The organism is Enterobacter sp. JUb54 (genome assembly GCF_014298075.1).
Lineage (GTDB): Bacteria > Pseudomonadota > Gammaproteobacteria > Enterobacterales > Enterobacteriaceae > Klebsiella > Klebsiella lignicola.
In genome coordinates this window covers 1,409,819-1,436,194 of the sequence record NZ_CP060418.1, presented here as the reverse complement: position 1 = coordinate 1,436,194, position 26,376 = coordinate 1,409,819, and the positions used below count along the sequence as shown (strand labels likewise).

Below are 26,376 nucleotides of genomic sequence, written 5' to 3'. Positions count from 1 at the left end.
TGGCGATAAGCCAGAATATCCCGCCAGTGACGGGCCGGGTGCCGCCAGCCACGCCGGTTGACAGGGCAATATCAACAATGGTTGTATTGTGCAACTATAAATCACCTTGCTACGACGCCAATGACTAATACACCGCTGATCAATGATATCCGCCGCGCCTCCCGCCTGATGGTTCGCGAACTCGGCTTTATGAATTCCACTCTCGCAGCAACCGAGTATTCCCCCTCCGCCGTCCATACGCTGCTGGAGATCGCCGGACACGGGGCGATGACCGCCGCGCAGCTGGTACAGATTCTGGGCCTTGAGAAATCGAGCGTCAGCCGCATGCTGTCGCGGCTGCTGGCGGCGGGGGAAATTGAGGAGAAAACCGCCGAGAACGACGCCCGCTTTAAGCAGCTTGAGCTGACGGATAAGGGCCGGGCAACGGTGGTCAGGATCAACGAATACGGCGCAATGCGGGTGGTTGACGCGCTGGCGCATCTCAATGCTGAACAGCAGATCGGCGTGGCGCAGGGGCTCAACGCCTACGCGCAGGCGCTGGCACAATGCCGCGATCGGCCGCTGGCGGAGGCCGGAAAGCGTATTGAGATCGTCACCGGCTATCATCCTGGAATGATTGGCCGTATCGCGCAGATGCACGGCGAGTACTACGCCCGGAACTATAATTTTGGTCACTTTTTTGAGGGCAAAGTCGCCAGGGGCGTGGCGGAATTTTCCCCACGGCTTAGCGCCGAACGCAATCAAATCTGGCTGGCGATACACAACGGCACGATTGTCGGCTCGGTGGCCATCGATGGCGAAGACCTCGGTGATAACCAGGCCCATCTGCGCTGGTTTATCCTTGATGACAGCTGCCGGGGCAGCGGCGTCGGACGACGCCTGTTGGCGCAGGCGATGGCCTTCTGCGATCGCCACGCCTTTTCGGGGGTGCAGCTGTGGACCTTCAGCGGTCTGAACGCCGCGCGCAAGCTGTATGAATCCTTCGGATTTACGCTGTCTAAAGAGTGGCAGGGCGATCAGTGGGGGATGATGATGACCGAACAGCAGTTCAGCAGAATAATCTCCTCGACCGTTGGTGAGGAAAAGCCGGCTAAGGGGTGACCTTAGCCGGCGGTCGTGCGGGATTATTGCAGTCTGGCATGAAGCGCAGCGATAGCCTCTCGCCATTGCGCCTGAAGCTGGGGCTTCTGGTGCTTCGGCTTGCGGGACAGATCTTCCGCCAGCCGTTGCTCCAGCACAATCAGCTGTTCCAGCAGATCGTCCTCATCTTCAGCAGGCGCTGCGGGTGCCGTCGTGCTAGCAACGTGCATGGCGGGCTGGTGCGTCGTCTCGCGCAGACGCGCGTAAATCTCATCCGCGCTGTACCACTCGCTCAGTCCGTTTTCGTCAATCAACCAGAAGCGGTTACAGCTCTGGTCGATCAGCTGACGGTCGTGACTGACCAACAGCAGGCCGCCGGGATAGTCCCGCAGGCAGCCTGCCAGCGCCTCTTTGCCTTCCATATCCAGATGGTTGGTCGGTTCATCCAGCAACAGCAGACTGTAACGAGCCAACGACAGGCCGACAAACAGCAGCCGCGAGCGCTCGCCGCCGCTGAGGGTACTGACCTTTTGCCCGTGACGACTCCAGCCAAAACCGGCGCCGATCAGCGCCCGTTTGCGGGATTCCGCGGTGGGTTCAAAAGGTTCCAGTGCCTCCAGTAAGGTGGCGTCATCCGGCAACTGACGCAACGACTGGTCATAGTAGCCAGGCTTCAGCCGGGGATGCAGGCTGAGTCCGTCAACCACAACCGACTCCTGCATCTGCCGCCAGAGCAGGCGCAGCAGCGACGATTTGCCGCCGCCGTTACGCCCCATGATTGCCACCCGATCGCCGCTGCGCAGGCGCGCGTGTTCGGCGGTGAACAGGGCAGGCAGGCCTGGGGCCGGAGCGACCGGGAGCTGCGAGATTTCAAGCAACCGGTCAGCGCGCAGCGCATCGCCGTTTAACGCCAGTCGCCACGGGGTGCCGTTGGTCAGTTCGGTCTGGCTCTCCTTCAGGCGGGTGACCTGCTTTTCCATCTGCTTGGCTTTGCGCGAGAGATCTTCGTTGTCATAGACCTGTCCCCAGGTCGCCAGCCGTTTGGCGCTGGCGCTGACGCGGTCAATTTCTCGCTGTTCGGCCTTATGACGCAGCGCGTCACTTTCATCCCGTTCCGCCAGCGCTAAACGGGCGGCGGTGCAGGGCAAAGAGAAGGCGTGCAGGGTGTGGTCGCGCAGGATCCAACTGGTATTAGTTACAGCATCCAGTAAGAGGTTATCGTGCGACACCACGACGAAGCTCCCCTGCCAGGTTTGCAAGAAGCTTTCCAGCCACAGCAAGGTCGGGAGATCGAGATGGTTGCCCGGCTCGTCCAGCAGTAACAGGTCCGGTTGTTGAATCAATGCCCGTGCCAGCAGCAGTCGAGTATGCTGACCGCCGCTAAGCGTCGCGGCGCACTGGCTGAATTCCGCGGCGACAAACCCCATCTCCGCCAGCAGCCGTTCAGCCTGCCAGCGTTGGCGTTCGCGCTCGGCGGCGGGCAGGCGTGCCAGCACCACTTCAACCAGAGGATGTTGCAGCAGATCAGCGGCGATATGTTGTTCAACCCGCGCCAGCAGGCAATGGTGCGCCAGCGCCACGCTGCCGGAATTCGGCGTCAACGTGCCGTCCAGTACCTGTAGCAGGGTGCTTTTGCCACAACCGTTGTGGCCTATCAGGCCAATGCGGTCGCCTTTTTTCAGCGTAAAAGAGAGGTCGATGAAAAGCGGCCCGAATGCCGTTTCAACATGCAGGGATTGTGCGGTAAATAATGTACTCATCGTGAACTTACTCAAGAGTTACAGGCATAGAAATGCCTCGTCAAACATCGCTGACGATAACCCGGTAAGCCCGAGGGAAGGGAGTTAGTCTCTGGTGTCTTCGCTCAAGCCGAAGTTATCGCAGCACGATATCGATAACGCTTGAGCGGGTACGATGACCAAATGTCAGTGAAAAAGTCGATATTTCACGTAACAGCATGGGGTCCTCCTTATTTTATCCAGTAGGTTGATGGGTAGAGGCAGTGTAGAACCCTTGCCGGGATTTGGCTAGTGACAAAAGATGGTGGGGGCGGGCACAAAAAAAAGGGCCTGCAAGCAGGCCTGTTAAGCTTATCGAACGCGTCCAGCGAACAATCAGATCGAGGTCCGGCGGTAGTTGCGGTACTCCGGCAGCCAGAAGTTATCGCTGATGGACTGCAGCAGCGCTTCGGCCGAAGTCTTGACCGCGACACCTTGCTCCTGGGCGACTTTCCCGACCGCAAAGGCGATGGCGCGCGAAACGGTCTGGATGTCTTTCAGCTCCGGCAGCACCGGGCCTTCGCCGTTGTTGACCAGCGGCGAGTGTTTTGCCAGGGTTTCGCTGGCGGCCATCAGCATGTCTTCCGTGACTCTGGAAGCGCCAGAGGCAATAACCCCAAGACCGATACCCGGGAAGATATAGGAGTTGTTGCACTGGGCAATTACATACTGCTTGCCTTTGAGGGTGACTGGCGCAAACGGGCTGCCGGTGGCAACCAGCGCTTCGCCGTCGGTCCAGCTCAGGATGTTCTGCGGCGTCGCTTCCACTCGTGAGGTCGGGTTCGACAGCGGCATCACGATCGGACGCGGGCAGTGTTTATGCATCTCGCGAATAATCTCTTCGGTGAACAGGCCCGGCTGGCCAGACACGCCGATCAGAATATTCGGTTTGACGTTACGCACCACGTCGAGCAGGGACAGGACTTCGTTGGTGGTGTCCCACTGCTGCAGGTTGTCGCGCTTCTGCACCAGCTTGCTCTGGAACGGCAGCAGATTAGGCATGGCGTCGGTCAGCAGGCCGAAACGGTCAACCATAAAGACGCGCCGGCGTGCTTCTTCTTCACTCAGTCCTTCACGCTGGATCTGCGCGATGATCTGCTCGGCGATACCGCAACCGGCAGAACCGGCGCCGAGGAAGACAATTTTCTGTTCGCTCAGCTGGCTTCCCGCGCCGCGACTGGCGGCAATCAGCGTGCCGACGGTAACCGAAGCAGTACCCTGAATATCATCGTTGAATGAACAAATTTCATTACGATAGCGGTTAAGCAGCGGCATGGCGTTCTTCTGCGCGAAATCTTCGAACTGCAGCAGAACGTCCGGCCAGCGGTGTTTAATCGCCTGGATCACGTCATCGACAAACTGGTAATAGTCGTCATCGGTAATACGCGGATGACGCCAGCCCATATACAGCGGATCGTCGAGCAGCTGCTGGTTGTTGGTGCCGACATCCAGCACGATCGGCAGGGTATAGGCCGGGCTGATACCGCCGCAGGTGGTATACAGCGACAGTTTGCCGATCGGGATCCCCATCCCGCCGATGCCCTGGTCACCAAGACCGAGAATACGTTCACCGTCGGTGACGACGATAACTTTGACGTTGTGGTTCGGGACGTTTTGCAGGATGTCGTCAAGGTTGTGGCGGTTCTGATAGGAGATAAAGACCCCGCGTGAGCGGCGGTAGATCTCGGAGAAACGTTCACAGGCCGCGCCGACGGTCGGGGTATAGATAACCGGCATCATCTCGTCGAGATGGTTGCCGATCAGGCGGTAAAACAGCGTTTCGTTGGTGTCCTGAATGTTGCGCAGGTAAATGTGTTTATCGATCTCAGTTTTAAATCCCTGGTACTGGATCCAGGCACGTTCAGCTTGCTCTTCGATGGTTTCAACGACTTCAGGCAGCAGGCCCAGCAGGTTAAAGCTGCTGCGCTCTTCCATGCTGAAGGCGCTACCTTTGTTGAGAAGGGGGAATTCGAGCAGAACGGGGCCAGCGTAAGGGATATACAGAGAACGGTTTTTCTTATGGGTGAATTGCATCGCACTAACTCCTTGATGTTCACTTCAGACCGGGCGCGGCGATAAGCGTGCGGGCTGGCAGGGAAAGCAGCGGGGCAGATTATAGAGCAGATGCTATCAAAGAGGGGGAATTGTGTTAAAAAAACACCATCCTGACGAAAGGACGGTGTTTTTATCATCACTCAGCTGAAGAATTAGCCAGCGCGGCGTTTGCGGCCGGTGGCATGAGCATGGTTAATGGTGGTTTCACTCTCGCCGTCCAGCACCACTTTTTTCTGCTGGGAGAGTTTATAGTTCAGACCGAGAAGATGACGTGCATGGTGGTTCGATTTCATTCTTACTCCTTAATCCACTTCTGTTTCAAGGACAAGCCCGGCGCCGCCGGACGAAATGTAACCCTAAGAACGGCACCCGATGGATACCGTGCTATCTATCGTGGTCTATTTTGGCGGCAATGGCAACCTCATCAGTCTGAATGTGGGCGCCGACCGCCTGAAGGCAAACAGTGGTTCAGATATACGGATGCAGGGCGGAAATCAGGAGTCCTGCAGCAAAACACATGAACACCATCCCGCCGGTTTTATTGAGTTTGCGAAAGAGGTTGCCAGAAGACATCTTCTTCTTTACCGAATGAGCGAAAAGGGCGTAAAGGGAATGGATGGTTATCACCAGCAGGCAGAAGATCCCAGACAGCAGCGAAAACTGGGGAACAAAGGGCTGCTGCGGATTAATGAACGGTGGGAACAGCGCCATAAAGAAGACGATAGGCTTGGGATTGAGCAAGGAAACCAGCAGTCCCTGACGAAAGCGCTGAGCGGTGGACGGCGGGGTGACAGCCTCTGGCGTATTGGTGTGCTGGTTCAACACCCGAGGGGCGGAACGGTATAATTTGATCCCCAGATAAATCAGGTAAGCGGCCCCGGCTATCTTCACGGCTAGCAATGCGAATGGCGACGTCGTAATGAGCACGCCGACGCTGCTGGCCGCGATAATCGATATCACGCCCATGCCAGCGGCTACGCCGACGATCCCGGCCATGGCATTACGCAGGTTATAATTGAGGGTGTTGCTCAGGGTGAGTAACACGCCCGGTCCGGGGCTGGCAATGGTCAGGCTGGCAATAAGAATATAAAACGCGATCTGTTGCATCTGGGATATCCTGTCAGGCAGCGAGCGCACCCGGCGTACAGCAAAACAGTACGCAACACGTTCTGCGCTATCTCCTTCAGTTTCAGTGAAATTTTACTTTATAGTCCCATTTAATTATTGTCATTAATTATTGCCGCGTTTTTTAATATCAATTAAAAGAGCCGAAGCTGCCTTAATTAACCACAATAATATTATGGCTTCAGGTTTATCCAGCATCAGAATAACCTTGGCTTTTCAGGTTAATTCTCTTAGCCCCTCCGTTTGCGCAACCATCTGCTTTCCGGGTTAATCCCCGACCATGAAAATGGCTCATGTTGTGATGAAATTAAGTCGCTTTCTCTGCTCTAAGGGCTCTGGCATAAAATATAACTCATCAACGGTAGCCAAAATGAAAGCCCCTAAATGGGAAAGCCCGCAGATAATAAGTGGCTATTCCCGTTGTTCAAGCAATATATTCAGCTTTCATCGCAGAACGCAGGTACAAGACATCATGAGCAAAGATTTCAGCTTCACCATTAAAAGCAGTTGTTTCGATGAGAATTATAACCCTTCGGACAATACGCGTATCACCACTAACTTCGCCAATTTGGCCCGGGGAGAGAATCGTCAGGAGAACCTGCGTAACACCCTGGTGATGATTAACAATCGTTTTAATACCCTGGCGTACTGGGATAATCTTAAAGGCGGCCGCTATTCCGTTGAGCTGGAAATCATTTCTGTTGAGATGAACGTCGAAGCGCAGGGCGATGCGTTCCCGGTCATTGAAATTCTGAAAACCAATATCATCGATAAAAAAACCAACGAGCGTATTGAAGGCATCGTCGGTAATAACTTCTCGTCTTATGTCCGTGACTATGACTTCAGCGTGTTGCTGCTGGAACACAATAAAAATCAGGCTAACTTCAGTATTCCTGAAAACTTTGGCGAACTACACGGCAATATTTTCAAGCATTTCGTCAATTCAAATGAATACCACCAGCACTTTAGCAAATTGCCGGTGATCTGCCTGAGCGTGTCCAGCAAAGATGTCTATCACCGCACCGGGAATCAGCATCCGGTACTGGGGGATGAGTATCAGCAACAGGACTCTTCGCTGACTGAGCAGTATTTTAAGAAAATGGGCCTGCAGGTGCGTTACTTCATGCCTAAAAACAGCGTCGCGCCTTTGGCTTTCTTTTGCGCCGGTGATTTGCTGAGTGATTACACCAGCCTGGAGCTGATCGGTACCATCAGCACCATGGAGACTTTCCAGAAAATTTACCGCCCGGAAATTTACAATGCCAACGCCGCCGCCGGGCAATACTATCAGCCGAACCTCAGCAACCAGGATCACTCGTTGACAAAAATTGTTTACGACCGCGAAGAGCGGAGTCATCTGGCGATTGAGCAGGGCAAATTTACGGAACAGAACTTCATCCAACCCTATAAACATATTCTTGAACAATGGTCCGCTAGCTGCGCGCTGTAATTAACACATTAAAAGGTCTTCTATTATGAAAATATTATTACCGACGTCGACAGCGGGCAGTTTACCGAAACCTTCGTGGCTTGCGCAGCCGGAGACGCTGTGGTCGCCGTGGAAATTGCAGGATGAAATCTTAGCTGAAGGCAAACAGGACGCCCTGCGTTTATCTCTTCAGGAACAACAGCTGGCGGGGATTGATATCGTCAGCGATGGCGAGCAAACGCGCCAGCACTTTGTCACCACCTTTATTGAACATCTCGACGGCGTGGATTTTGAGAACCGCCAGGTGGTGAAAATTCGTAACCGCTATGAGGCGAGCGTGCCGAGCGTGGTGGGGGAAGTTGCCCGTAAGAAGCCGGTCTTTGTCGACGATGCGCGATATTTACGTCAGCTCACCGACCAGCCGATTAAATGGGCCTTGCCGGGGCCGATGACGATGATCGATACGCTGTATGATAACCACTATAAAAGCCGCGAAAAACTGGCATGGGAATTTGCGAAGATCCTCAATCAGGAAGCCAAAGAGTTAGAAGCGGCCGGAGTGGATATTATTCAGTTTGATGAGCCAGCATTTAATGTGTTTTTCGATGAGGTTAATGACTGGGGTATCGCCGCGCTGGAAAGAGCGGTTGAAGGGCTGAAATGCGAAACCGCGGTACATATCTGCTACGGATACGGTATCAAGGCCAACACCGACTGGAAAAAGACGCTGGGTTCCGAGTGGCGGCAATATGAAGAAGCATTCCCGAAACTGCAAACGTCGAAAATCGATATTATCTCGCTGGAGTGCCATAACTCGCGAGTGCCGATGGATCTGCTGGAATTGATTCGCGGTAAAAAAGTGATGGTCGGGGCAATCGACGTGGCAACCAACGCCATTGAAACGGCGGATGAAGTGGCCAACACCCTGCGCAAAGCGCTGCAGTTTGTTGATACTGACAAACTCTACCCGTCAACCAACTGCGGCATGGCACCGCTATCGCGTCAGGTTGCCAGAGGCAAGCTGCAGGCATTAAGCGCCGGCGCCGAGATTATCCGCAAAGAACTGTTGGCGAAATAATCCCGCATCACGTTGGCCATCACGGTTAACCGATCCGAATAAGGCGATCTCCACGATCGCCTTTTTTTTATTTTTGACTGTTTTTATTCATCATCGCTTTAAGCTCACTCTCTTTCATCTTTTTATCCATAACGTGAGTAAAAGAACGGAACATAAAACCGCTGACGAAAGTGGCGAGGGTAATCGTGAAAAACAGCGTAATAATAAGGTCAATATAAATATTACCGCTGCTGATAATCACCGGGCGGTAAATGAGGACCCCGGCGAGGACCACCCAGTGGCTCATGCAATAAAAACAGTGGAACAGATAGCCGGTCATATGGCCGATTTTATTGGCAAAATTGCGCAGCGGAACAAAAAGTTCGGTCTGGGTGATAGTAAACGAAATACTGGCGGCAGCAACGCTGAGCACGATGCAGGACCACAACGCCTGAAGAGTAGATGGATCAATAACCTGATGCACAATGACTCCTGATAGTTTTAACAACTCATGTAACAACAAAAGGTACGATATAAATCAGACAAAATCAACACGGCGCCTGGACACCGTGAAACCGAAAGCACGTAGGGATAAATGTCGGGTGGGGAAATGCTAGTGATTAACGCGCTTAGCGATTGTTTTCTTTAAATTTATCGCAAAGGTAGCTGAGTGTTATTTCATTCAGACGGTTCATTAACAGTAATTCCGCCTGGTTTAACGCGTCGTCCAGCTCCGCGTTAACGGCATTTTCAATCAGGCAGTGAGGATTATCCCTGTTAATACCGAGGTTATAAAGATGGGTAATCCCCAGCGCTTTATAAATATCCAGCAGGGTGACCTGATGAGGATCGCAGCTTAATGACCAGCCGCCGTTATGCCCTTTTTCTGAACGTACATAGCCGGCCTCGCGCAACCCGGCCATGGTCCGGCGCACCAGAACGGCATTGGTATCCAGCATGTCAGCCAGTTGCTGCGAAGTATAGTTTGCGGAGTCGCAGGCCAGATGAACCAGTATGTGCAAAACGCGTGACAATCGTGTGTCGCTTCTCAAGTTCCCTCCGACGGGCAATGTGCGGTGGCCGTCTGTATTCAACAGCCACCCGAAGCCTGGCATCATAACGCAACCCGGCAGGATACTGAACTGCCTGATGAATCATCTTCATGATGCCCGTCGGCGGTGTGGGATCCCGGCGCAGTTGGCTCCGTCAGCCTGGCACCTGCTACCACTTCATCTCGCCGGTATTCACCTTCGCGCTCAGCTCCAGCGAGCTTTCTTCCGCCAGCCCTGGCCAGCGCTGTTTCATCTCGCCGATCACGCCAGCGGAATCGTGATGCGTCTTAAGCGCCTGCTCAAACTGCTGCAGATAGTCGCGGGTGAAGGTAATCGCACGGTCTCCGTCCGGTAACGTCCCAAGGTAGTGACCGGGGATCACCCGCTGCGGGTGCAGGGCGGCCATGTCGTTGAGGGTCTGACGCCATTGCTGGCGGCTTTCTGCGCTTTGGGTATCGGCGGTCCACACGTGCATCCCCCAGGCAACGCCGGTTCCACCGAGCAGGGTTTTATTGCCCGGGATCCAGACGAAGGCGGCATAGTGTTGCGGCTGACGGATCTCCACTTTTTCACCGTCGATGGTGAAGGTGGTGGCGTCGATCACCTGCGGGGTGTACAGCTGCTTCGGCGCGCCATCTTTCATCTGCGGGCCCCACCAGGCGAGCTTCGCCGCTTTGGTGGCGTTAATATGCTTCACTACCTCGGCGGTGGCGACCACTTTTGCCTGCGGGAAGGCCTTCACCAGCGGCTCCAGTCCGAAATAAAAATCCGGGTCGCCGGACGTTATCACGATGCGGGTCAACGGTTTGCCGTTGTTACGGATCATCTCAACCAGTTTTTCACCGTCTTTCACGCTAAATTGCGCATCAAACAGCACCGCTTCATGGGGGCCGGAGACCAGCGTCGAGTTAACGGCAAACATCCCTTTATCCTGCGGGTTGTAGGTCTCGAGGGTTAAGGGTGCGGCAAGCGCGGCGCTGCTGAACAGGGCGGTGGCAATAGCAAGGGCAGATAATTTCATGGTGTTTTTCTCAGTATCAGGTGAATGACGCTATTTTACGGATTTCCTGATTTGCGAAAATTCCTGAAAAAAGAGATGCTGAGTTTCATAAAACGTGCAGATGGAAGTGACAGATGGACAGAATTATCGCCGCGCAGGTCTATATGCGGATCTGCGAACTGGGAAGCCTGAGCGCCGCCGCCCGCGCGCTGGGCATGTCGCGACCCATGGTCAGCCGCTACCTGGAACAGATGGAGCACTGGGCCGGGACCCGACTGATCCACCGTTCGACCCGTAAACTCACCTTAACCGCCGCCGGTGAGAAAGTGCTGCAAAAAACCCGCAGCCTGACCCAGCTTTCGGACGAAATTGCCGGTCAAACCGAACGGGCGGTGCCCAGCGGGACGCTACGTGTTGCCTGCGCCCATTTCACGGCGATGCAGTTGATTTCGCCGCTGTTGCCAGACTTTCTCGCCCGTTACCCACAGCTTCGCCTTGAGCTGGATATCAATAACCACCCGGTGAGCCTGATTGGCGAACGCATCGACGTGGCGATTCGCATTACCGACAACCCGGAGCCTGGCGCCATTGCCCGCCGTCTTGGCGTTTGTCGCTCGGTGCTGTGTGCCTCCCCGCGCTGGCTACAGCTGCACGGCCAGCCGCAGACTCTGGCAGAGCTGAGCCAGCACAACTGCCTGCATTACAGCCATTTTGCCGCCCCGCAGTGGCAGTTTACCGATCCCGAAGGGGAAGCGGTGTCGGTGGCGGTCTCCGGCAACCTTAGCGCGGGGATCTCCTCATTGCTGCTCGACGCGGCGGTGGCCGGATGCGGCATTGCGATGCTGCCGGTGCTGGAGGCGCAGCGCGCCCTGAACAGTGGGGCGCTCAAGCCGGTACTGCCCGCCTGGACCCCGAAAGCGCTGAGCGTCTACGGCATTTATCTCTCCCGGGATTACCAGCCCAGCGCGCTGCCGCTGTTCCTCGATGAAATCCAGCAGCAGCTGGCGCAAATCAGTTAACGATACCGTCTCCCGCAGCCCGATCCTGATAATACCCTGCAGACCCCGAATCACGCGGTCTGCAGGTCTGTTCCTGCCTGCAATCTGGCGCCACGGATATTTTGTGTACGGTTATCTTTCGTGAGCCATCTCCGACTTTCATTCTAATCCTCTGAGCATATCTAGACATATCGCAATTTGAGATATATCAATATATGTACATTATTTTACCAATGATTAACATTCAGGAGCGGAGAATGGATCTGGGGATTGCCGGCAAGCAGGCGTTCGTCTGTGCATCATCGCAGGGGCTGGGCCTGGCCTGCGCGACGGCGCTGGCGGCTGAAGGGGTCAACGTCGTCCTTAACGGGCGTCATGAAGAGAAGGTGGCACGGGCCGCGGCGGCGCTGAGCGCGCGTTTTCCGCAGATTGCGGTGGCGACGATGGCGGCCGATCTGACGCAGCAGGAAGGCAGGGCGGCGATCCTCGCGGCGTATCCGCAGATCGACATTCTGGTCACCAACAACGCCGGTCCGCAGCCAGGGGCGCTCGCCGACTGGCATGAAGAGGCGCTGCTGTCGGCGATGGCGGCCAATTTCATTCCGGCGGTGCAGTTGATTCGGGCCTGGCTGCCGGGCATGCAGCAGCGGCGCTTCGGGCGCATCGTCAATATCACTTCGGCGATGGTCAAGGCGCCGCACTACATGATGGGGCTTTCCACCTCGGCCCGCACCGCGCTGACGGCTATCTGTAAAGCCATTAGCCGCGAGGTGGTCGCCGATAACGTGACCATCAATAACCTGCTGCCGGAGCGCATCGATACGCCGCGCCAGGCATTTATGCTGGAGCGATTGATGGCCAAAGAGGGCATTAGCCTGGAAGAGGCGCGCCGCCGCAATGAAGCCACCATCGCCGCTGGTCGTTTCGGCCGCCCGGACGAGTTTGCCGCCGCCTGCGCTTTTCTCTGTAGCCATCAGGCTTCCTACATTTCCGGACAAAACCTGCAGCTCGACGGCGGGTCCTACGAGGGGCTGCTATGAACGCCGATATCCAGGCATTGCTGGCGCTGGAGAACGAACGCCAGCAGGCGTTGGTTGCCGGAGACCGCCGGCGCCTCGCGCCGCTGCTGGCTGACGATCTGCTGCATATTCACAGCACCGGCATGGCGCACAGTAAAGACGCTTTCCTCGAGCATGTGGTCAAAATGGGTGGTTTTGTCGCTATTGAGCGGCCAACGCCGGAGATCAGGCTGCTTGGCAATATTGCCATTATCAGCGGCGAAACCTGCAATGTTGTGCGTTTGCTGAGCGATGGCACCGAACAGGTTCGCCACGGTTATTCCACGCTGGTGCTGCGTCGTACCCCGCAGGGCTGGCAGATTGTGCTGTCACAAATGACGCCCTTCGCGGCATAAAAAGGAGTGATATGAAGCTCGTGCGCTATACCCACCAGGGACGAACGCGTCTCGGAAAAGTTGTCGGTTCCACGGTTATCGATCTGTCCGAAATTGCCGGCATCGAGCATTCGATGCGTCAGTTGCTCAACGACCTGCCGGCGCTCCGTGCACGGCTCGAACAGGCGAGCGGCCCGGCGGTAGCGCTGGAGGATGTCCACCTTGAGGCGCCGATTATCGATCCGCAAAAATTTCTCGGCATCGGCATGAACTACCGCAAGCATGCCGAGGAGGCACGTCTGGCGGGCATTACGATCCCGTCGTCGCAGCTGTGGTTTAACAAACAGGTGTCCTGCATCAACGGCCCGTTCGACCCGGTGGTGAAGCCGCGTCTGAGCGAGCAGATGGATTATGAAATCGAGCTCGGGGTGGTTATCGGTCGCCGCTGTCGCCACGTCCGCGCCAGTGAAGCGCCGGGGGTGATTGCCGGCTACCTGATCGTCAACGATCTCTCCGCCCGCGACTGGCTGAAAAAATCGCCGACCTTCACGCTGGGGAAATCCTTCGATACCCACGGGCCGCTGGGCCCGTGGCTGACCACCGCCGATGAAATCACCGACCCGATGGCGCTAAATATGACGCTGACGGTAAACGGCGAATGCCGCCAGCAGGCAGTCACCGGCGATATGATTTACGACATCTATCAACAAATTGAATATCTTTCCTCGGTGATGACGCTGGAGCCGGGCGACGTGCTCGCCACCGGAACGCCTTCGGGTATTGGTGCGCCGCGCGGCTGCTTCCTGCAGCCGGGAGATGTGATGCAGCTGACTATCGATGGCCTGGGATCGATGACCCATCGTGTTATCGCCGACGAAGACGCTGACGCGGCGACAGGAGAGGCAAGATGAGCCGACACCTGTTTCGCGACTATCTGCTGCCCGCCGACGCGCCACGAATTCTGGCGGCCCGCAATGTTGACGTCGCCACCTACGGCGCGAGGATGCTGGCGACGGAGAAAGCCCGCGATCTGCAGGCCCAGTGGCAGGCGAAACTGGATGAGACGTTTCGCGGGATCACCACTGACGGGGCAGTTCGCCACGGACTGTTCCCGTTAGCGGATGAAGGTTTTGCCGTTGAAGAGGCGGTTGCCGCCGCCACGGTTTTGCTGGAGACGCTGGACGCCAGCGCCCGGCAGCGCGTCTGTCAGCCGATTGACGCCCCGCAGTGGCGGGCCTGGTATAACCCGGAAATTCCGTTCAATGACTATGGCGCGCGCCTTGAAGATACAGGCCCGGCGACGCGCGAAGCGTTTCTCGGCCTGCTGCGGGCCTGTACCAGCGACAGCGGGTTTAACAAAGTCACCCGGCTGATGGACGCCAACCATTTTCTCGGCGAGTTGTATGACCTTAACAACATCATGAATCGCTGGAGCTTTCACTTCATGCTGTTTGGCGAGCCTGCCGCCGACAGGCCCTGGGGATGGAATATTTACGGCCACCACGTCGCCTTTTGCTGCTTTATCGTCGGTCGCCAGCTGACCATCGCCCCGACCTTTATGGGCGTAGAGCCGAACGTTATCGACCGCGGCGATGACAGCGACGGGGCGTTGTTTACCGAAGAGGAGCGCTGCGGCCTGGAATTAATGCAGGCGCTGACGCCAGACCAGCAGACACGGGCGACGATTTTCCAGCACATGGAAGACCCGGCGATGCCGGCGGAACGCTTTAATTTTGCCGACCAGCGTCATCTTGGCGGCGCATTCCAGGATAACCGCATTATTCCCTATGAAGGGATTTGTGCGGCGGAATTTACGCCGTCACAACGGGCGCTGCTAATGGCGACGGTGGCCTGTTTCCTGGATTTTCTACCCGATGCTCCGCGACAGCACCGGCTGGCGTTAATCGAACAGCACCTGGCGGACACCTGGTGGTGCTGGATCGGCGGTTGCGGCGATGACGATGTCTTTTATTACCGAATCCAGAGCCCGGTGGTGATGCTGGAGTTCGACCACCATAGCGGGATGTGGCTGACCAACGAACAGCCGGCGCGTTTTCATATCCATACGATTACGCGTATTCCCAATGGCAATGATTATGGTAAAGCGTTATTGAAACAGATTCAGCCGTAAGCTGTGCAGTTCATTTCTGTCAATATCACCTGTCGCCGTGACTATTATTCACGGCGCGGGTGGGCGCACTGACGCGCCACTCACTAAGCGGTAATAAGCGGTAAATAAAAATATCTCTGTCCCCTGTAATGAGGTTATCTGGCAATGGAATTAAACGGTTCATTCAGAGTCCCGACGCGGGCATTATTCCCGTTGGCGTTATTATGCAGTAGCGCTTACGCCAATACAGCCCCCATTGGCAATGATTCTGATTCATTTAACGACTGGCTGGCGCAAGGTAATATCTATGGCGAAGTCAAGACAATGCAATTTTTTAAGGAGTACAGTGGCACCGTCGCCGATAAACAAACCCACGCCTTCGGTGGCGATATTCAATATGTCAGCCCGGAATTTTATGGTTTTAGCTTTGGCGTCGCGGAATATGGTTCATGGAACCTGGGGCTGAACCCCGATAATAGTGAAAAAACCGAAGGCTATCTGCCGGCGGATAATATCAATGTGCTGGGTAAAGCCTATCTGCGCTACCGCGGATATGGTTTTAACCTGCAGGGCGGGCGCATCGCGCTGGATACGCCTTTCGCCAACGGCGGTGAAGGCCGGACGATGATCCCGGCGTTGTATGAAGGTTTTGGCGGCGACTACAGCCTGCTGGATAAGCAGCAGCTGAAGCTGTACGGCTACCGGATATATCGCTTCAAGCCCTTTAGTTCTGATACCTTTGGCAAAGGCGATACCGGCGCGCCTGAAGTGGACGATACCTCTATTCCGTCGGTGGACAGCGATGGTTTTACCACCTTCGGGCTGCGCTATGGTCATCTGTACGATGCGCAGGCGGAAGCCTGGTATTACCATTTCGATAAGCGGGCGCAGATGGCGTTTGCCGGGACTGAACTGCCGGTTCGGGGGTTAAGCATCGGTGACTGGACGCCATTTTTTGGCGCGCAATATCTGCATGAATGGGATACTTCCGATCAATCCTGGCCGTATAAAAATATCGATACCGATCTCTATTCCGCGCGCATCGGTATTCGTTCGCGGCAACACAGTTTCTCGGTAATTGCCACCCATGTGCCGAGCAAAGATGACGCCTTTTTAAATGGCGCCTATTTTGCGCCATATAACTTCGGTATTTATGACACGACCCCCATTGAGGCCGGGCAGCCGCTGGCGTCGATGATTACCAGTAATCAGCCCGGCGACGCGCTGGCAGTGCGCTATGTTTATCATAATCAAAATGCGCTGGCGGTTCTCGGCTATACGCGGCTGGATTTAAAAGACTCCAGCGGGATTTATTATCCGATTGCCGCCAAAGATATTAATGCCGGGTTTATGATCTTAGGCTATAACCTGACGCCACGGTTACATGCCGAATTTGAATTTGATTATATTGACTCACCGTCGCCGGTTACCGGTGATTATCATGCCGAACGTCTGCGCCTGGTGTATAAATTTGGCGCAATGATGCCGGATAACGATTATTAATTGTCAGCAGGATCTGCCGTAGCGGCAGATCCTAAAAGGAGCATAAACATGAGTGACCGAAGCAGTATTTATAGTCAGGGCTTTGTCCACAGTAACCCCGTGCCGGCGGCCTGTCGGATTGGCAATATGGTGTTTTCCGGCGTGATATATGGCCGCGATCCGCTAAGCGGGGTCGTCCCGGATGATATCGATGCCCAGTGTGCGTTAATGTTCGCTAATCTCAAAACCGTGATTGAGGATGCCGGAGGCTCGCTGGATAATATCGCCCGGTTGACGCTATGGATGGCGGATAAAAGCGAGCGGGAGCGGGTCAACCCCCATTGGCTGCGTTATTTCCCCGACCCGGCATCGCGCCCGGCCCGCTACGCCATTGATGCGGTACTCAGCGGCAATATTCGCGTGCAGTGTGATTTTATCGCCGTACTTTAACCGCCATTTCACCAACGTTTTCTCCGCAGAAATCACTCTTATTCCTCACGCGAATAAAATTCAAACCGGCATCATCGCTTTACGATATATTTAAAGTCTAGTTATGTTGCAATGGACGAAAAACAGGAGTCGACGATGGAACAAACACAACGCTCCGGAAAAAAGTCCGCCGACACCAAAACCTTGACTGTCCCGCAGAATGCGGGACAGACCGGGCGTCGTGGGCGGGTATTCGATTACGGTGAGCTACGCGTGCTGCTCCTGGCGATGCTGTCTGAACAGCCGAGCCATGGGTATGAACTCATTCATGACATTAAAGAACGCTTCGGCGGGTTGTATAAACCAAGTCCCGGAGTCATCTATCCGACCCTGACCTGGCTGTACGACCGTAACTATGCGGTGATCGACCTGGAAAAGGGCGGTCGCAAACGCTACAGCATTACTGATGAAGGACAGGCCTGGCTGACGGCGAATCAGTCGGTGATGGATATGCTTAAGTCGCGGGTGGCGCCGCAGGCCAACCGGGTGTCACCGCCGGTGATGGTCGAGGCGATGGATCATCTGAAGCGGGCGCTGAGCCTGCGGATAAAGTATGAGCCGCTGCCCGCCGGGATGATTGATAGCCTGGCGCAGGCGATTCATCTGGCCGCCGAGCGGATTGAGCATCTGCTGACTACCCCGGTACCCGCTGAGGGGCTGCATTCGAGTATTGCCCATATCACGACGCCAAATGCGCCGCGCTTTATGCGCCGGCTGTGCAGCCATTTTCAACATCGTACCCCGGTGGTCAGCGATGAGAACAGCGGGCAGTTTCGGCTGAGCATCGGCGATGTGCGGCTGGATGTGCTGGATAACGCGCTGCAGATTACGCTGACCGCGTCGGAGACCGACGATCTTGCGGAGATGGAAACCATTCTGGAACGCCATCTGGCAGAGGCGGCGGTGCGCGAGACCTTAGATATTCGCTGGCAGCGGAGCTGATATTAGTGGTGTAGCCTGAGGGTGGCGCACGAAAAGGGTTCATGTTGTTTATGAACCCTTTTTTTATGGTGTGGTGTAGGGACTGGTGGTTTGGTTGAAAATGGCGGATTCAGGATTGTCTGTGGGATATTCCGTTCACGATAAGTTCTGCGTCATTTCTCAATGTCGTTGTGGGTGAACGGCCTGGGGGGCGTTTCGCTCGCCCCCCAGGACCCCCGGCATTGCGCTGAAAATTGCCGCTTCGCGGTGTGCTCCACTCCGGCTTCATCTGGCGGACCGGGCCGGACTCGACATCCCTGTCTCGACCAGCCCTCTGACGGCCGTCGTGGCCGTCAGTCCTGGATGCGCACCTGCGTTCCCGCCAATTTTCTTGATGCGCCTAACCCCCTTGCTGCCAGCCCGTTGTCGACAGAACCTTCTGCTGTAGCGAAGCAGATCTATGGTGAACGATTAGTCGAGATGGAACATCCGCGCCGCATTTCCGCCGAGGATATTGGCTTTATCTTCCGCTGAGATATCCAGGCTCTGGATCGTATCTACCCCCTGGAAGAACCAGTCTTTACGGATCGGGTAGGAGCTACCGTAGATGATATTTTTGCCACCGATTACCTTCACCGCAGCCTCCAGCTGGGCTTTACCCCATTGCGGTGCGCCGGAAGTATCAAAGAAGATATTGTTGCTTAACTGCGCGCGCAGATTGCCGGTGCCGGTCTGGAAACGATCCACCGCATCGTTGAACTGATGCTGCGGCGGCACCAGCATATCGGCGAAGGCGTAGAACGCGCCACCCAGCATGGAATGGATAAAGCGCAGGTTCGGCAGCTCATCAAACATACCGCTGAACAGCTCGCGTCCGACGGCGGTGGCCTGGTCGATACAGCGACCAAACTGGCGACGCTGGTTGGTGTACGGCAGCACCGAGTTGTAGTCCACCGGCAGCGGCGTATGGTGAACCACCACCGGCACCTCCAGCGAGTTCAGGTAGCGCAGGTAAGGGCGGAACGCCGGATCGTCAAGGTAGATTTGCCCGTAGTGCGCGACAATCTGTGCCCCACGGAAACCCAGTTCATTCAGGCAACGATCCACTTCACGCAGACAATCTTCGGTACCCCACGGCGGTACTACCGCCAGCGCCGACATCTTGCCGCCGCTGCGTTTCACATACTCGGCCATCCGGTCGTTGACCTTTTTGCAGGTCTCAAGATCCAACCACTCCTGCCACACCGGCAGACGGAAGATCGCATGGTCAATGCCCGCTTTTTCCATGTCCGCCAGCTGGCTTTCAAGGGTGTACTGGCCTTCGGCGTAGTTAAGGTTCACGTAGCCTTTAGGCTGTTCGATGATCAGCTGACGCAGCGGTTTACCTTCAATCTGCTCAACCCGGGTGTGCACGCCGTACTGTTTCGGCACGCAGTCGAGAAACGCGTTCAGCAGTTTCTGGTCAGAAAACAGGTCGCCTGGCAGCCAGTGCATGTTGGCATCGATAATTTTAGTCATCTGTACTTTCCTTTTGTTTTTGATATGACGTTGGGGTGTTGTTATTTCTGTTCTGTAGCAAAAACGGACTGATATTTTCCGGGCGCCGCGTTCTCTTTCTGTCCAGGGATCCGCATCCCGGCTTTGGCGTGATATTCGCTAAAAATCGCCAGCGCCTCTTCATGAGGGAAAATGGTTTCGATATCGTCAAACGGCTTACCGCCGCTGCGCTCCTCGACAATCCGGCGCACCACCTCCGGGCCTTCGCCACGGGACGCCAGCACCAGCCAGTTCACCTTGTCGCGGCGCTCTTCTTCGTAGGCCTGCAGTGCGGCGACCGGGTCGCTGATGGCGCTCAGTTTTTCCGCCAGCACCCGGGCGTCAACGAACGCCTGGCACACGCTGTTGCCGCCGCGTGGGTACATGGCATGGGCGGCGTCGCCGAGCAGGGTGATTCGGCCAAACGACCACTGGGGGAGCGGGTCATGATCGATCAGCGGGAACAGGTAGCATTCACGGGCCTGGCGGATCATCTCGCTGACGTTGAGAAAACCGAGCTGGCAGTCGTCGAACACATGTTCGATCTCTTTCACGCCGGTCTGCTGGTTCCAGTCCTCTTCGCTTTGCGGTTTTTCCGCCTGCTCAATCACCCAGTTAACCAGTTGATTGCCCTGACCATCGACGTTGTCCTGAATGGGGTAGACGATCAGGGTGCCCTGACGAATCGGGTCGCCGATGTGCAAAATCGAGCCGCCGGTTTTGATCGGCGGCATCACGGTGACGCCGCGATACAGCGTCAGGCCGGAAAAGTGGCTGCGCTCAGACGCTGGCAGCAGTTGGCTGCGGACCACGGAACGAATGCCGTCGACGCCAATCACCACGTCGGCGCGTACCTGCTGCGGTGCGGCGGGATTCTGGCTGTTGTCGAAGGTCACGGTCACGCCGTGCTGATCCTGAGTGAAATCCACACAGCGGCAGCCGAGAGTAATGGCGTCGGGGCCCAGGCGTTCCTGCACGGCGCGGTAGAGCATCATCTGCAGATGACCGCGGTGCACAAACCGTTGATCATGCTCATACCCCATATGGCGACCGCACTGTTCGCCGAAAATCTGCTGGCCATAGCCGGTGTAGAAGATGGACTCCTGAGCCTCGACGGAGATTGCGCAAAACTCCTCGTAAAGCCCCAGTTCTGTTAACTCTTTCACCGCGTAAGGTTTGATATCCACGCCGACGCCCAGCGGTTTAATTTCCGGCACGGCTTCAAATAAACGTGGGGTAAATCCCTGCTGGTGTAAGCGCAGGGCTGCAGCCAGCCCTGCCGGACCGGCACCAATAATGACGATATCCAACATAATGACTTCCTCAGTGTGTTTTATCGGCAGGCCTGATGGCCTGCCATCGTTAATTCACAAACAGTTAATTCAGCAACCGTTAGTTCACGGACGATTTGTTAATGCCTGCGCGCTCGGTGGCGCGATGTTCAACGGTCGGTTTATGGTTCGGATCGCGTAACCACACGGGGATACCGACCAGGCACACCGCCAGTCCTGCCATCACCAGCAGCGACAGCGAGTGGCCGGTATGGTTGTGCAGCGCATTGAAGAACAGCGGCGGGCCGAGAAACACGCCGATCAACGTCAACTGCGTGATAAGCCCGCTGGTTGCGCCAATGCTGTCCCGCGAAGGCGCCACCACCGGTGCCAGCGCCCACATGCCCACCAGCAGACCGCTGCCGAAGGTAAAGACCCACGACGCCACCAGCGAAGGCCACAGCCCCAACTGCAGGCTGAAGATCATCAGTGCCGGAAGACCCGTAAGCACGATCCCCATCGCCCCAATCAGCGTTGCCCGGACCCCGCGGTTGAGCAGGGCGCCGACCATCAGACAGCCGATGCCGTTACAGACCATCGCCACCACGTTCCAGCGCGAGACCGCCAGCACATCCACGCCATAGCTTTTGGCCAGCCACGGTGCGAGGGTGGTGATCACGCCGGTCTGCAAAAATGCATCAGCACCGAAGGAGATCCCCAGCAGCCACGGCAGCGGGCTTCTCAGGACATCGCGCAGACCCCGGGTTCGCGAGAACATGACCTTTTCTTCCGCACTGCGTCGCGGCAGGCACAGTTGCGCCAGCACCACCAGCAGTAGCGTGAGGATCGAGTGGGCCAGGAACGCCGCCCGCCAGTCGGCAAAATGCTCCGCCAGGCCGGCGGTCAGGAACGGCAGCAGAAAGCTGGCGGGGACAAAGGTCGACCACAGCGCCATCGCCATCGTTCGCTGTTTGCCGGTGGTGATGCGGATCAGCAGCGTCACCGCGGCCACCGCCGTCAGAACGTAGCCGACGCCGGTAATCGCGCGGCAGATAAGCAGCAGCTTGAAGGTCGGAGAAGCAATCACCAGCAGATCGCCGGTGACGATCGCCAGCGCGCCAATCAGCAGCACCACCCGGTCGCCGAAGCGGTCGACGGTGTAGCCCGCCAGCAGCGCACCGAGGGCGACCATCAGGGAAGGGAGCGACATGATCAGCCCCACCTGACCGTGCCCGTTAATCTGAAACTCTCTGGCAATGGCGCCCAGCTCGGTCACCGCCTCGCTGACGGTCATTGCCGCCATCACGCCGAGGGCGTAGGTCACCAGAATTCTGAGGTAAGCATTTTGAAAAAATGTAGCCACAATCGTACTCCTGGATGCTGTTAAGTTTGCTCTCAGGCCGCGTGCGACGCCGGGAGCGATGAGGTACAGCGTGTGACGATGTGCAAAATCAGGCGTCGTTGGCCATGGCCAGGAAGCGCTCCAGATCCGGCGGCTCCACCCGCAGACGCGGCGGCTGCGGCGTGACCCCGACGAAGGTGGTGGCTTCGGTAAACCACTTGTTCTGTGCCGGCAGCCCCCACTGGTCGGCCCGTTTCGGGTCGGCGAGATCCCAGCCGATCGCCGGTTCCGGATCGATGTGCTGGTAATGGGTGTTGAACAGCTCGATGCGGTGCCCGTCGGGGTCGCGGAAATAGATGAACAGCGCGCCGCTGATCCCGTGGCGTCCTGGGCCGCGCTCCAGCTGCGGGGCATAGCCCAGCGCGCCGGCCACATCACAGGCGCGGATCATGTCGTTGGTGTCCGGGATGGTGTAGGCAAAGTGGTGCAGGCGCGGGCCGACGCCGTTGGTAAAGACGATGTCATGCGGGTTGCCTTTGCGCTGCATCCACACACCCCACAGCTGCGTTTCGCCTTCCAGTTCGGACCAGGTGTATTCGCTGGTGCGAAAGCCCAGGCGCTGATAGAAGTCGAAGGCGGTACGCACGTTGCTGGCCTGCAGCTGGTAGTGGTCAAGCCGCTGGGCGCAGGCGCCGCGATAGCGATCGTACTGCTTAAACATTCGCTCACACGGCTCCATGCTGGCGCAGAATTCCAGCGGTACGCCGATGCTGTCATTAACGTGCAGGGTTAATCCCTGCCAGGGAACATCCACCAGTCGGGCATCAATGCCCTGGTCGTTGAAGTAGGCCATCGCCCGCAGAATGTCCTCATCGCTGTGGACCCGCATGCCGATACGCGCACAGCCCGGTTGCGTACTTTTACGCAACACCAGACTGTGGTGACCGCGCTCTTCCAGGCCGCGTAACCAGACGGTGGATGCATCTTCATCGCTGACGATCAGGCCAACCAGCTCGCAATAGAAATGTTTACTTGCCTGCAGGTCCCGTACGTTCAGAACCACATGGCTGGCCCGCGTCACGTTGAAGGGGGGCTGGCCGACGATCTCATTTATGTGCTGCATTGTAGGGTTCTCTCTTTCAGTCATCACTTCAGGTATCGGATAGGTGGCGACTCTGCGGTCGCCTGTGCTGATCAAGACAATGCTCAATTGAGATATATCTTTTATTGCGATATATCGCGTAATGAACTGATAGTAGATGAGCCGAAAAAATTCGCTATCTCGCAATGATGAAAATGTGATCTGTTGCGCGAATGTTAATCATTGTCATTAAGCTGTTAAAAACTGGCCCGCGGCGTGCGCTGTGTTAACGTTTTGTTTTCGATAGAATTGTCCGAATCGGGACCCGAGTTCGCCTACGCCATCTATACTCAGGATTCGACATCTCAACAGGAGCGAATCGATGGCAATCCATAAGAAAGGTCAGGCGCACTGGGAAGGGGATTTGAAAAGCGGGAAGGGGACGGTATCGACCGAAAGCGGCGCGTTGCACCAGCAGCCCTATGGTTTCAATACCCGTTTTGAAGGGGTGAAGGGGACCAACCCCGAAGAGTTGATTGGTGCGGCGCATGCCGCCTGTTTCTCGATGGCGCTATCGCTGATGTTGAGCGAAGAGGGGTACACGGCCACGTCGATTGACACGGTCGCCGTGGTGACCCTGGATAAATCCGGCGGCGGTTTTGCCATTACTCAGGTGGCGTTGCAGAGCCAGATAGTCCTGCCGGGCATTGATGCGGCGGCCTTTGATGGCATTATTCAGAAAGCAAAAGCCGGCTGCCCGGTATCGCAGGTGCTCAACGCCGAAATTAGTCTCGACTACCAGCTAAATCCTTGAGCCTCCGGTGCCCGTTTGCTGCGGGCACTTTCTCCACCGCGTTACGCGGAATATCATCATCCGGGTTAAATTTCGGGCCAGTTTCGCGCCAGATAGTGGTATCTTTTGCCGTCACGGACAGCATCAGGCACAGCAATGACCCGCATACGAGAAGCGATCGAGGCCCAGGTTCTGGGGCTCACCGGTATGGCATTAAAAGAGATTGATTTTGAGCAGCCGAAAGGGGAGCCGGGGCTGTTTGGTCCGTCCTCCGCCATCTGGCAGGTACACGGCGATTTCACTTCGATGCTGTGCGGCGGCATCAGCGCCTTGCTGTTGCAGATGCTGCACCCGCTGGCGCTGGCCGGCGTCTGGGATCACTCCAACTTTCGTGACGATATCTTTGGCCGCCTGCGGCGCACCAGCCAGTTTATTTCTGCCACCACCTTTGGCGCCACTCCTGACGCCGAGCGCCTGATTGCCAAAGTGCGCGGGATTCACCTGCGGGTCAGCGGCTGGGACAAAGACGGTACCGCATATGAAGCCAGCGATCCGGCGCTGTTGACCTGGGTGCATGTGGCGGAATGCAGTAGTTTTATGGCGTCGCACCTGCGCTACAAGCGCACCGTGGTCAGCGAAGCGCAGCAAACGCAATATTTCCATGAAGCGGCGGAAATTGCCCGCCGTCTGGGGGCGCGGGATATTCCGCTGACTCCGCGCCAGGTGGCGGAGTATCTGCAGGATATGCGCCCGTCGCTGCGCTGCGATGAACGCACGCGGGAGGTGGCCGATGTGTTGCTCAACACCCGATTACCCAGCCGCCTGAGCAAGCCGGTGGGGCAGTTGCTGATGCGTGCCGGGGTAGATCTGTTGCCGCCCTGGGCGCAGGAGATGCTGTCGCTGCGACAACATCCTGTGCAGCGACATACCGCGAGGCTGGCGGTGCATGGGGTGGCCAGAGTGCTGCGGGCTTCGGTGCGTAATGGGGCTTATCATTGTGCAATGCGCCGCATGAGCGAGCATTAATTAACATATATAAATGAGTGTGTATTCATTATTTCCTGGCGCGACATGCCCCATGATAATGCTATTTTTCCGGTGCCGGACGTTATTTCGTTAGTATATATTTCGCCCGCGCAAACGTATTATTTCGGGTGCCGAAACGTGCGCGGACGTTATTTCCCACGCTGGCGAGAAAATGGCCGCTATTTGCTGTTTATCGCCACTACGGCGGCCGATGCCGCATGATAGCTGGTTCCACGCGCCGCAGGTGCAGGATTGCCTGAACGCGAAAAAGGGACCATACTTGATCCGCCATTATTCCATCGCTGGTTTATGGTTATTCACCAACGCGCGTACGCTTGCAGTATGCCGGGGATTTGTTCAATACAATAAGCCAATCGGTTAATAGCCTGACGCTATTGCCAGAATCGGCATTCAGGAAGTTAGCTCATGATCATTCGACCAGAACAACACTGGTTTCTTCGCCTGTTTGACTGGCATGGCTCCGTGCTGTCAAAAATCGTTTTTCGCCTGCTGTTGAATGTCCTGATGTCGGTGACCGCCATCATCAGCTATCAGTGGTATGAACAGCTGGGGATCCACCTGACCGTGGCGCCGTTTAGCTTACTGGGGATTGCCATCGCCATTTTCCTCGGCTTTCGTAACAGCGCCAGCTACAACCGTTTTGTCGAAGCGCGCAATCTGTGGGGCACGGTGCTGATTGCCGAGCGCACCCTGATGCGGCAGCTGAAAAACATCCTGCCGGCAGAGCATCACACCCATCAAAAAATCGCCAGCTATCTGGTTGCCTTCGGCTGGAGCCTGAAACACCAGTTGCGAAAAACCGATCCCCAGGCCGACCTCAACCGGCTACTGCCTGCAGAAACGGTGGCGGAGATCCTCGGCAGCGCGATGCCGACTAACCGCATCCTGGTGCTGGTGGGCAACGAGTTAGGACAGCTGCGGGCCGACGGCAAGGTGAGCGATATCACCTACGGCCTGATGGACAATAAACTCGACGAGTTGGCTCATGTGCTTGGCGGCTGCGAGCGGCTGGCCGGCACGCCGGTGCCGTTTGCTTATACCCTGATTTTGCAGCGCACCGTCTACCTGTTCTGCTCGTTGCTGCCGTTCGCTCTGGTGGGGGATCTGCACTACATGACGCCGTTTGTCTCGGTGTTTATCTCGTACACCTTTTTGTCCTGGGATTCGCTGGCGGAAGAGCTGGAAGATCCGTTTGGCACCGCGGCGAACGATTTACCCCTCAACGCCATGTGCAACACCATTGAGCGCAACCTGCTGGATATGACCGGCCAGCACCCGCTACCGGAGCCGCTGCGTCCCGACCGCTACTACAACCTGACCTGATCGACTGCCGGGCA

General features: G+C 56.4%; 25 protein-coding genes. 14 read left to right on the top strand and 11 right to left on the bottom strand.

The annotated features are described in order from the left end of the window. Window positions 1-120: 120 nt before the first annotated feature. Window positions 121-1,101, top strand: a complete 981-nt coding sequence (locus HF679_RS06550; protein ID WP_187042757.1) for a helix-turn-helix domain-containing GNAT family N-acetyltransferase — start codon at window positions 121-123, stop codon at window positions 1,099-1,101. 23 nt (window positions 1,102-1,124) lie between these two features. Here the strand turns inward: HF679_RS06550 and HF679_RS06545 are convergent, their stop codons facing one another. The 4 genes from HF679_RS06545 to HF679_RS06530 form a co-directional block, all read right to left on the bottom strand. After that, window positions 1,125-2,840 carry an ABC-F family ATP-binding cassette domain-containing protein gene (locus HF679_RS06545; RefSeq protein ID WP_187042756.1) on the bottom strand — a complete coding sequence of 572 codons (1,716 nt, stop codon included), beginning with the start codon at window positions 2,838-2,840 and terminating at the stop codon, window positions 1,125-1,127. A 354-nt stretch (window positions 2,841-3,194) separates the two neighbouring features. Beyond that, on the bottom strand, window positions 3,195-4,892 hold the full coding sequence (locus HF679_RS06540) for an NAD-dependent malic enzyme (RefSeq protein ID WP_187042755.1): 1,698 nt from the start codon (window positions 4,890-4,892) through the stop codon (window positions 3,195-3,197). A 173-nt stretch (window positions 4,893-5,065) separates the two neighbouring features. Continuing rightward, window positions 5,066-5,206, bottom strand: coding sequence for a stationary-phase-induced ribosome-associated protein (sra, locus tag HF679_RS06535; protein ID WP_123754269.1), 141 nt, complete (start codon window positions 5,204-5,206; stop codon window positions 5,066-5,068). A gap of 175 nt (window positions 5,207-5,381) precedes the next feature. Then, a complete protein-coding gene (locus HF679_RS06530; RefSeq protein WP_154143796.1) occupies window positions 5,382-6,020 on the bottom strand; it encodes a LysE family translocator in 639 nt (212 codons plus the stop codon). Between the two features lie 490 nt (window positions 6,021-6,510). On the opposite strand from HF679_RS06530, the gene HF679_RS06525 reads away from it, so the two are divergent. After that, entirely contained in the window at window positions 6,511-7,488 is a 978-nt protein-coding gene (locus tag HF679_RS06525) for a DUF1852 domain-containing protein (RefSeq protein ID WP_187042754.1), read from the top strand. Window positions 7,489-7,513: 25 nt separating this feature from the next. After that, complete coding sequence (locus HF679_RS06520; RefSeq protein ID WP_123754272.1) at window positions 7,514-8,545, top strand: methionine synthase; 1,032 nt, start codon at window positions 7,514-7,516, stop codon at window positions 8,543-8,545. A 67-nt stretch (window positions 8,546-8,612) separates the two neighbouring features. Here HF679_RS06520 and HF679_RS06515 read toward each other — a convergent pair whose 3' ends face one another. The 3 genes from HF679_RS06515 to HF679_RS06505 all read right to left on the bottom strand — a co-directional run bounded on the left by HF679_RS06515 (window position 8,613) and on the right by HF679_RS06505 (window position 10,597). Next, window positions 8,613-9,008, bottom strand: a complete 396-nt coding sequence (locus tag HF679_RS06515) for a DUF1360 domain-containing protein (protein ID WP_123754273.1) — start codon at window positions 9,006-9,008, stop codon at window positions 8,613-8,615. 145 nt (window positions 9,009-9,153) lie between these two features. After that, window positions 9,154-9,558, bottom strand: a complete 405-nt coding sequence (locus HF679_RS06510; protein ID WP_261802984.1) for an Rrf2 family transcriptional regulator — start codon at window positions 9,556-9,558, stop codon at window positions 9,154-9,156. Between the two features lie 187 nt (window positions 9,559-9,745). Further along, window positions 9,746-10,597 (bottom strand): Vmh family MBL fold metallo-hydrolase, encoded by an 852-nt coding sequence (locus HF679_RS06505; RefSeq protein WP_123754275.1) that lies wholly within the window; start codon window positions 10,595-10,597, stop codon window positions 9,746-9,748. A 113-nt stretch (window positions 10,598-10,710) separates the two neighbouring features. Between HF679_RS06505 and HF679_RS06500 the strand changes: the two genes are divergently transcribed. The 8 genes from HF679_RS06500 to HF679_RS06465 all read left to right on the top strand — a co-directional run bounded on the left by HF679_RS06500 (window position 10,711) and on the right by HF679_RS06465 (window position 17,990). Then, complete coding sequence (locus HF679_RS06500) at window positions 10,711-11,595, top strand: LysR family transcriptional regulator (protein WP_154143800.1); 885 nt, start codon at window positions 10,711-10,713, stop codon at window positions 11,593-11,595. A gap of 236 nt (window positions 11,596-11,831) precedes the next feature. Continuing rightward, window positions 11,832-12,614, top strand: a complete 783-nt coding sequence (locus HF679_RS06495; RefSeq protein WP_187042753.1) for an SDR family oxidoreductase — start codon at window positions 11,832-11,834, stop codon at window positions 12,612-12,614. Beyond that, the gene (locus tag HF679_RS06490) at window positions 12,611-12,988 is read left to right on the top strand and encodes a nuclear transport factor 2 family protein (protein WP_123754278.1); all 378 of its coding nucleotides are present in this window, start codon (window positions 12,611-12,613) and stop codon (window positions 12,986-12,988) included. Before HF679_RS06495 ends, HF679_RS06490 begins: the two co-directional genes overlap by 4 nt. Before the next feature lie 11 nt (window positions 12,989-12,999). Then, window positions 13,000-13,878, top strand: coding sequence for a fumarylacetoacetate hydrolase family protein (locus HF679_RS06485; RefSeq protein WP_123754279.1), 879 nt, complete (start codon window positions 13,000-13,002; stop codon window positions 13,876-13,878). Next, window positions 13,875-15,098 carry a DUF3500 domain-containing protein gene (locus tag HF679_RS06480; protein WP_187042752.1) on the top strand — a complete coding sequence of 408 codons (1,224 nt, stop codon included), beginning with the start codon at window positions 13,875-13,877 and terminating at the stop codon, window positions 15,096-15,098. Before HF679_RS06485 ends, HF679_RS06480 begins: the two co-directional genes overlap by 4 nt. A gap of 303 nt (window positions 15,099-15,401) precedes the next feature. Beyond that, entirely contained in the window at window positions 15,402-16,580 is a 1,179-nt protein-coding gene (locus HF679_RS06475) for a hypothetical protein (protein WP_227540098.1), read from the top strand. Window positions 16,581-16,628: 48 nt separating this feature from the next. Next, window positions 16,629-17,009 (top strand): RidA family protein, encoded by a 381-nt coding sequence (locus tag HF679_RS06470; protein ID WP_123754282.1) that lies wholly within the window; start codon window positions 16,629-16,631, stop codon window positions 17,007-17,009. Window positions 17,010-17,144: 135 nt separating this feature from the next. Then, window positions 17,145-17,990 carry a DUF2218 domain-containing protein gene (locus tag HF679_RS06465; protein WP_187042751.1) on the top strand — a complete coding sequence of 282 codons (846 nt, stop codon included), beginning with the start codon at window positions 17,145-17,147 and terminating at the stop codon, window positions 17,988-17,990. Window positions 17,991-18,440: 450 nt separating this feature from the next. Here HF679_RS06465 and HF679_RS06460 read toward each other — a convergent pair whose 3' ends face one another. From HF679_RS06460 to hpaD, 4 genes are all read right to left on the bottom strand, one after another. Then, the gene (locus HF679_RS06460; protein WP_123754284.1) at window positions 18,441-19,487 is read right to left on the bottom strand and encodes an amidohydrolase family protein; all 1,047 of its coding nucleotides are present in this window, start codon (window positions 19,485-19,487) and stop codon (window positions 18,441-18,443) included. A 41-nt stretch (window positions 19,488-19,528) separates the two neighbouring features. Next, window positions 19,529-20,818, bottom strand: a complete 1,290-nt coding sequence (locus tag HF679_RS06455) for an FAD-dependent monooxygenase (protein ID WP_123754285.1) — start codon at window positions 20,816-20,818, stop codon at window positions 19,529-19,531. Between the two features lie 79 nt (window positions 20,819-20,897). Next, the gene (locus tag HF679_RS06450; protein ID WP_187042750.1) at window positions 20,898-22,139 is read right to left on the bottom strand and encodes a CynX/NimT family MFS transporter; all 1,242 of its coding nucleotides are present in this window, start codon (window positions 22,137-22,139) and stop codon (window positions 20,898-20,900) included. An 88-nt stretch (window positions 22,140-22,227) separates the two neighbouring features. Continuing rightward, a complete protein-coding gene (hpaD, locus tag HF679_RS06445) occupies window positions 22,228-23,241 on the bottom strand; it encodes a 3,4-dihydroxyphenylacetate 2,3-dioxygenase (RefSeq protein WP_123754287.1) in 1,014 nt (337 codons plus the stop codon). A 340-nt stretch (window positions 23,242-23,581) separates the two neighbouring features. Here hpaD and HF679_RS06440 point away from each other — a divergent pair, with 340 nt between their 5' ends. The 3 genes from HF679_RS06440 (at window position 23,582) to HF679_RS06430 (ending at window position 26,362) form a co-directional block, all read left to right on the top strand. After that, on the top strand, window positions 23,582-24,013 hold the full coding sequence (locus HF679_RS06440; protein ID WP_123754288.1) for an OsmC family protein: 432 nt from the start codon (window positions 23,582-23,584) through the stop codon (window positions 24,011-24,013). A 135-nt stretch (window positions 24,014-24,148) separates the two neighbouring features. Beyond that, window positions 24,149-25,018 carry an oxygenase MpaB family protein gene (locus HF679_RS06435; RefSeq protein WP_187042749.1) on the top strand — a complete coding sequence of 290 codons (870 nt, stop codon included), beginning with the start codon at window positions 24,149-24,151 and terminating at the stop codon, window positions 25,016-25,018. Between the two features lie 426 nt (window positions 25,019-25,444). Then, window positions 25,445-26,362, top strand: a complete 918-nt coding sequence (locus HF679_RS06430) for a bestrophin family protein (protein WP_123754290.1) — start codon at window positions 25,445-25,447, stop codon at window positions 26,360-26,362. Window positions 26,363-26,376: the final 14 nt, after the last annotated feature.

Bases quoted from the DNA above. Each gene is read 5' to 3' on its own strand.
- HF679_RS06550 (WP_187042757.1), top strand. From the start codon at position 121: ATGACTAATACACCGCTGATCAATGATATCCGCCGCGCCTCCCGCCTG.
- HF679_RS06545 (WP_187042756.1), bottom strand. From the start codon at position 2,840: ATGAGTACATTATTTACCGCACAATCCCTGCATGTTGAAACGGCATTC.
- HF679_RS06540 (WP_187042755.1), bottom strand. From the start codon at position 4,892: ATGCAATTCACCCATAAGAAAAACCGTTCTCTGTATATCCCTTACGCT.
- sra (WP_123754269.1), bottom strand. From the start codon at position 5,206: ATGAAATCGAACCACCATGCACGTCATCTTCTCGGTCTGAACTATAAA.
- HF679_RS06530 (WP_154143796.1), bottom strand. From the start codon at position 6,020: ATGCAACAGATCGCGTTTTATATTCTTATTGCCAGCCTGACCATTGCC.
- HF679_RS06525 (WP_187042754.1), top strand. From the start codon at position 6,511: ATGAGCAAAGATTTCAGCTTCACCATTAAAAGCAGTTGTTTCGATGAG.
- HF679_RS06520 (WP_123754272.1), top strand. From the start codon at position 7,514: ATGAAAATATTATTACCGACGTCGACAGCGGGCAGTTTACCGAAACCT.
- HF679_RS06505 (WP_123754275.1), bottom strand. From the start codon at position 10,597: ATGAAATTATCTGCCCTTGCTATTGCCACCGCCCTGTTCAGCAGCGCC.
- HF679_RS06500 (WP_154143800.1), top strand. From the start codon at position 10,711: ATGGACAGAATTATCGCCGCGCAGGTCTATATGCGGATCTGCGAACTG.
- HF679_RS06495 (WP_187042753.1), top strand. From the start codon at position 11,832: ATGGATCTGGGGATTGCCGGCAAGCAGGCGTTCGTCTGTGCATCATCG.
- HF679_RS06490 (WP_123754278.1), top strand. From the start codon at position 12,611: ATGAACGCCGATATCCAGGCATTGCTGGCGCTGGAGAACGAACGCCAG.
- HF679_RS06485 (WP_123754279.1), top strand. From the start codon at position 13,000: ATGAAGCTCGTGCGCTATACCCACCAGGGACGAACGCGTCTCGGAAAA.
- HF679_RS06480 (WP_187042752.1), top strand. From the start codon at position 13,875: ATGAGCCGACACCTGTTTCGCGACTATCTGCTGCCCGCCGACGCGCCA.
- HF679_RS06475 (WP_227540098.1), top strand. From the start codon at position 15,402: ATGCAATTTTTTAAGGAGTACAGTGGCACCGTCGCCGATAAACAAACC.
- HF679_RS06470 (WP_123754282.1), top strand. From the start codon at position 16,629: ATGAGTGACCGAAGCAGTATTTATAGTCAGGGCTTTGTCCACAGTAAC.
- HF679_RS06465 (WP_187042751.1), top strand. From the start codon at position 17,145: ATGGAACAAACACAACGCTCCGGAAAAAAGTCCGCCGACACCAAAACC.
- HF679_RS06460 (WP_123754284.1), bottom strand. From the start codon at position 19,487: ATGACTAAAATTATCGATGCCAACATGCACTGGCTGCCAGGCGACCTG.
- HF679_RS06455 (WP_123754285.1), bottom strand. From the start codon at position 20,818: ATGTTGGATATCGTCATTATTGGTGCCGGTCCGGCAGGGCTGGCTGCA.
- hpaD (WP_123754287.1), bottom strand. From the start codon at position 23,241: ATGCAGCACATAAATGAGATCGTCGGCCAGCCCCCCTTCAACGTGACG.
- HF679_RS06440 (WP_123754288.1), top strand. From the start codon at position 23,582: ATGGCAATCCATAAGAAAGGTCAGGCGCACTGGGAAGGGGATTTGAAA.
- HF679_RS06435 (WP_187042749.1), top strand. From the start codon at position 24,149: ATGACCCGCATACGAGAAGCGATCGAGGCCCAGGTTCTGGGGCTCACC.
- HF679_RS06430 (WP_123754290.1), top strand. From the start codon at position 25,445: ATGATCATTCGACCAGAACAACACTGGTTTCTTCGCCTGTTTGACTGG.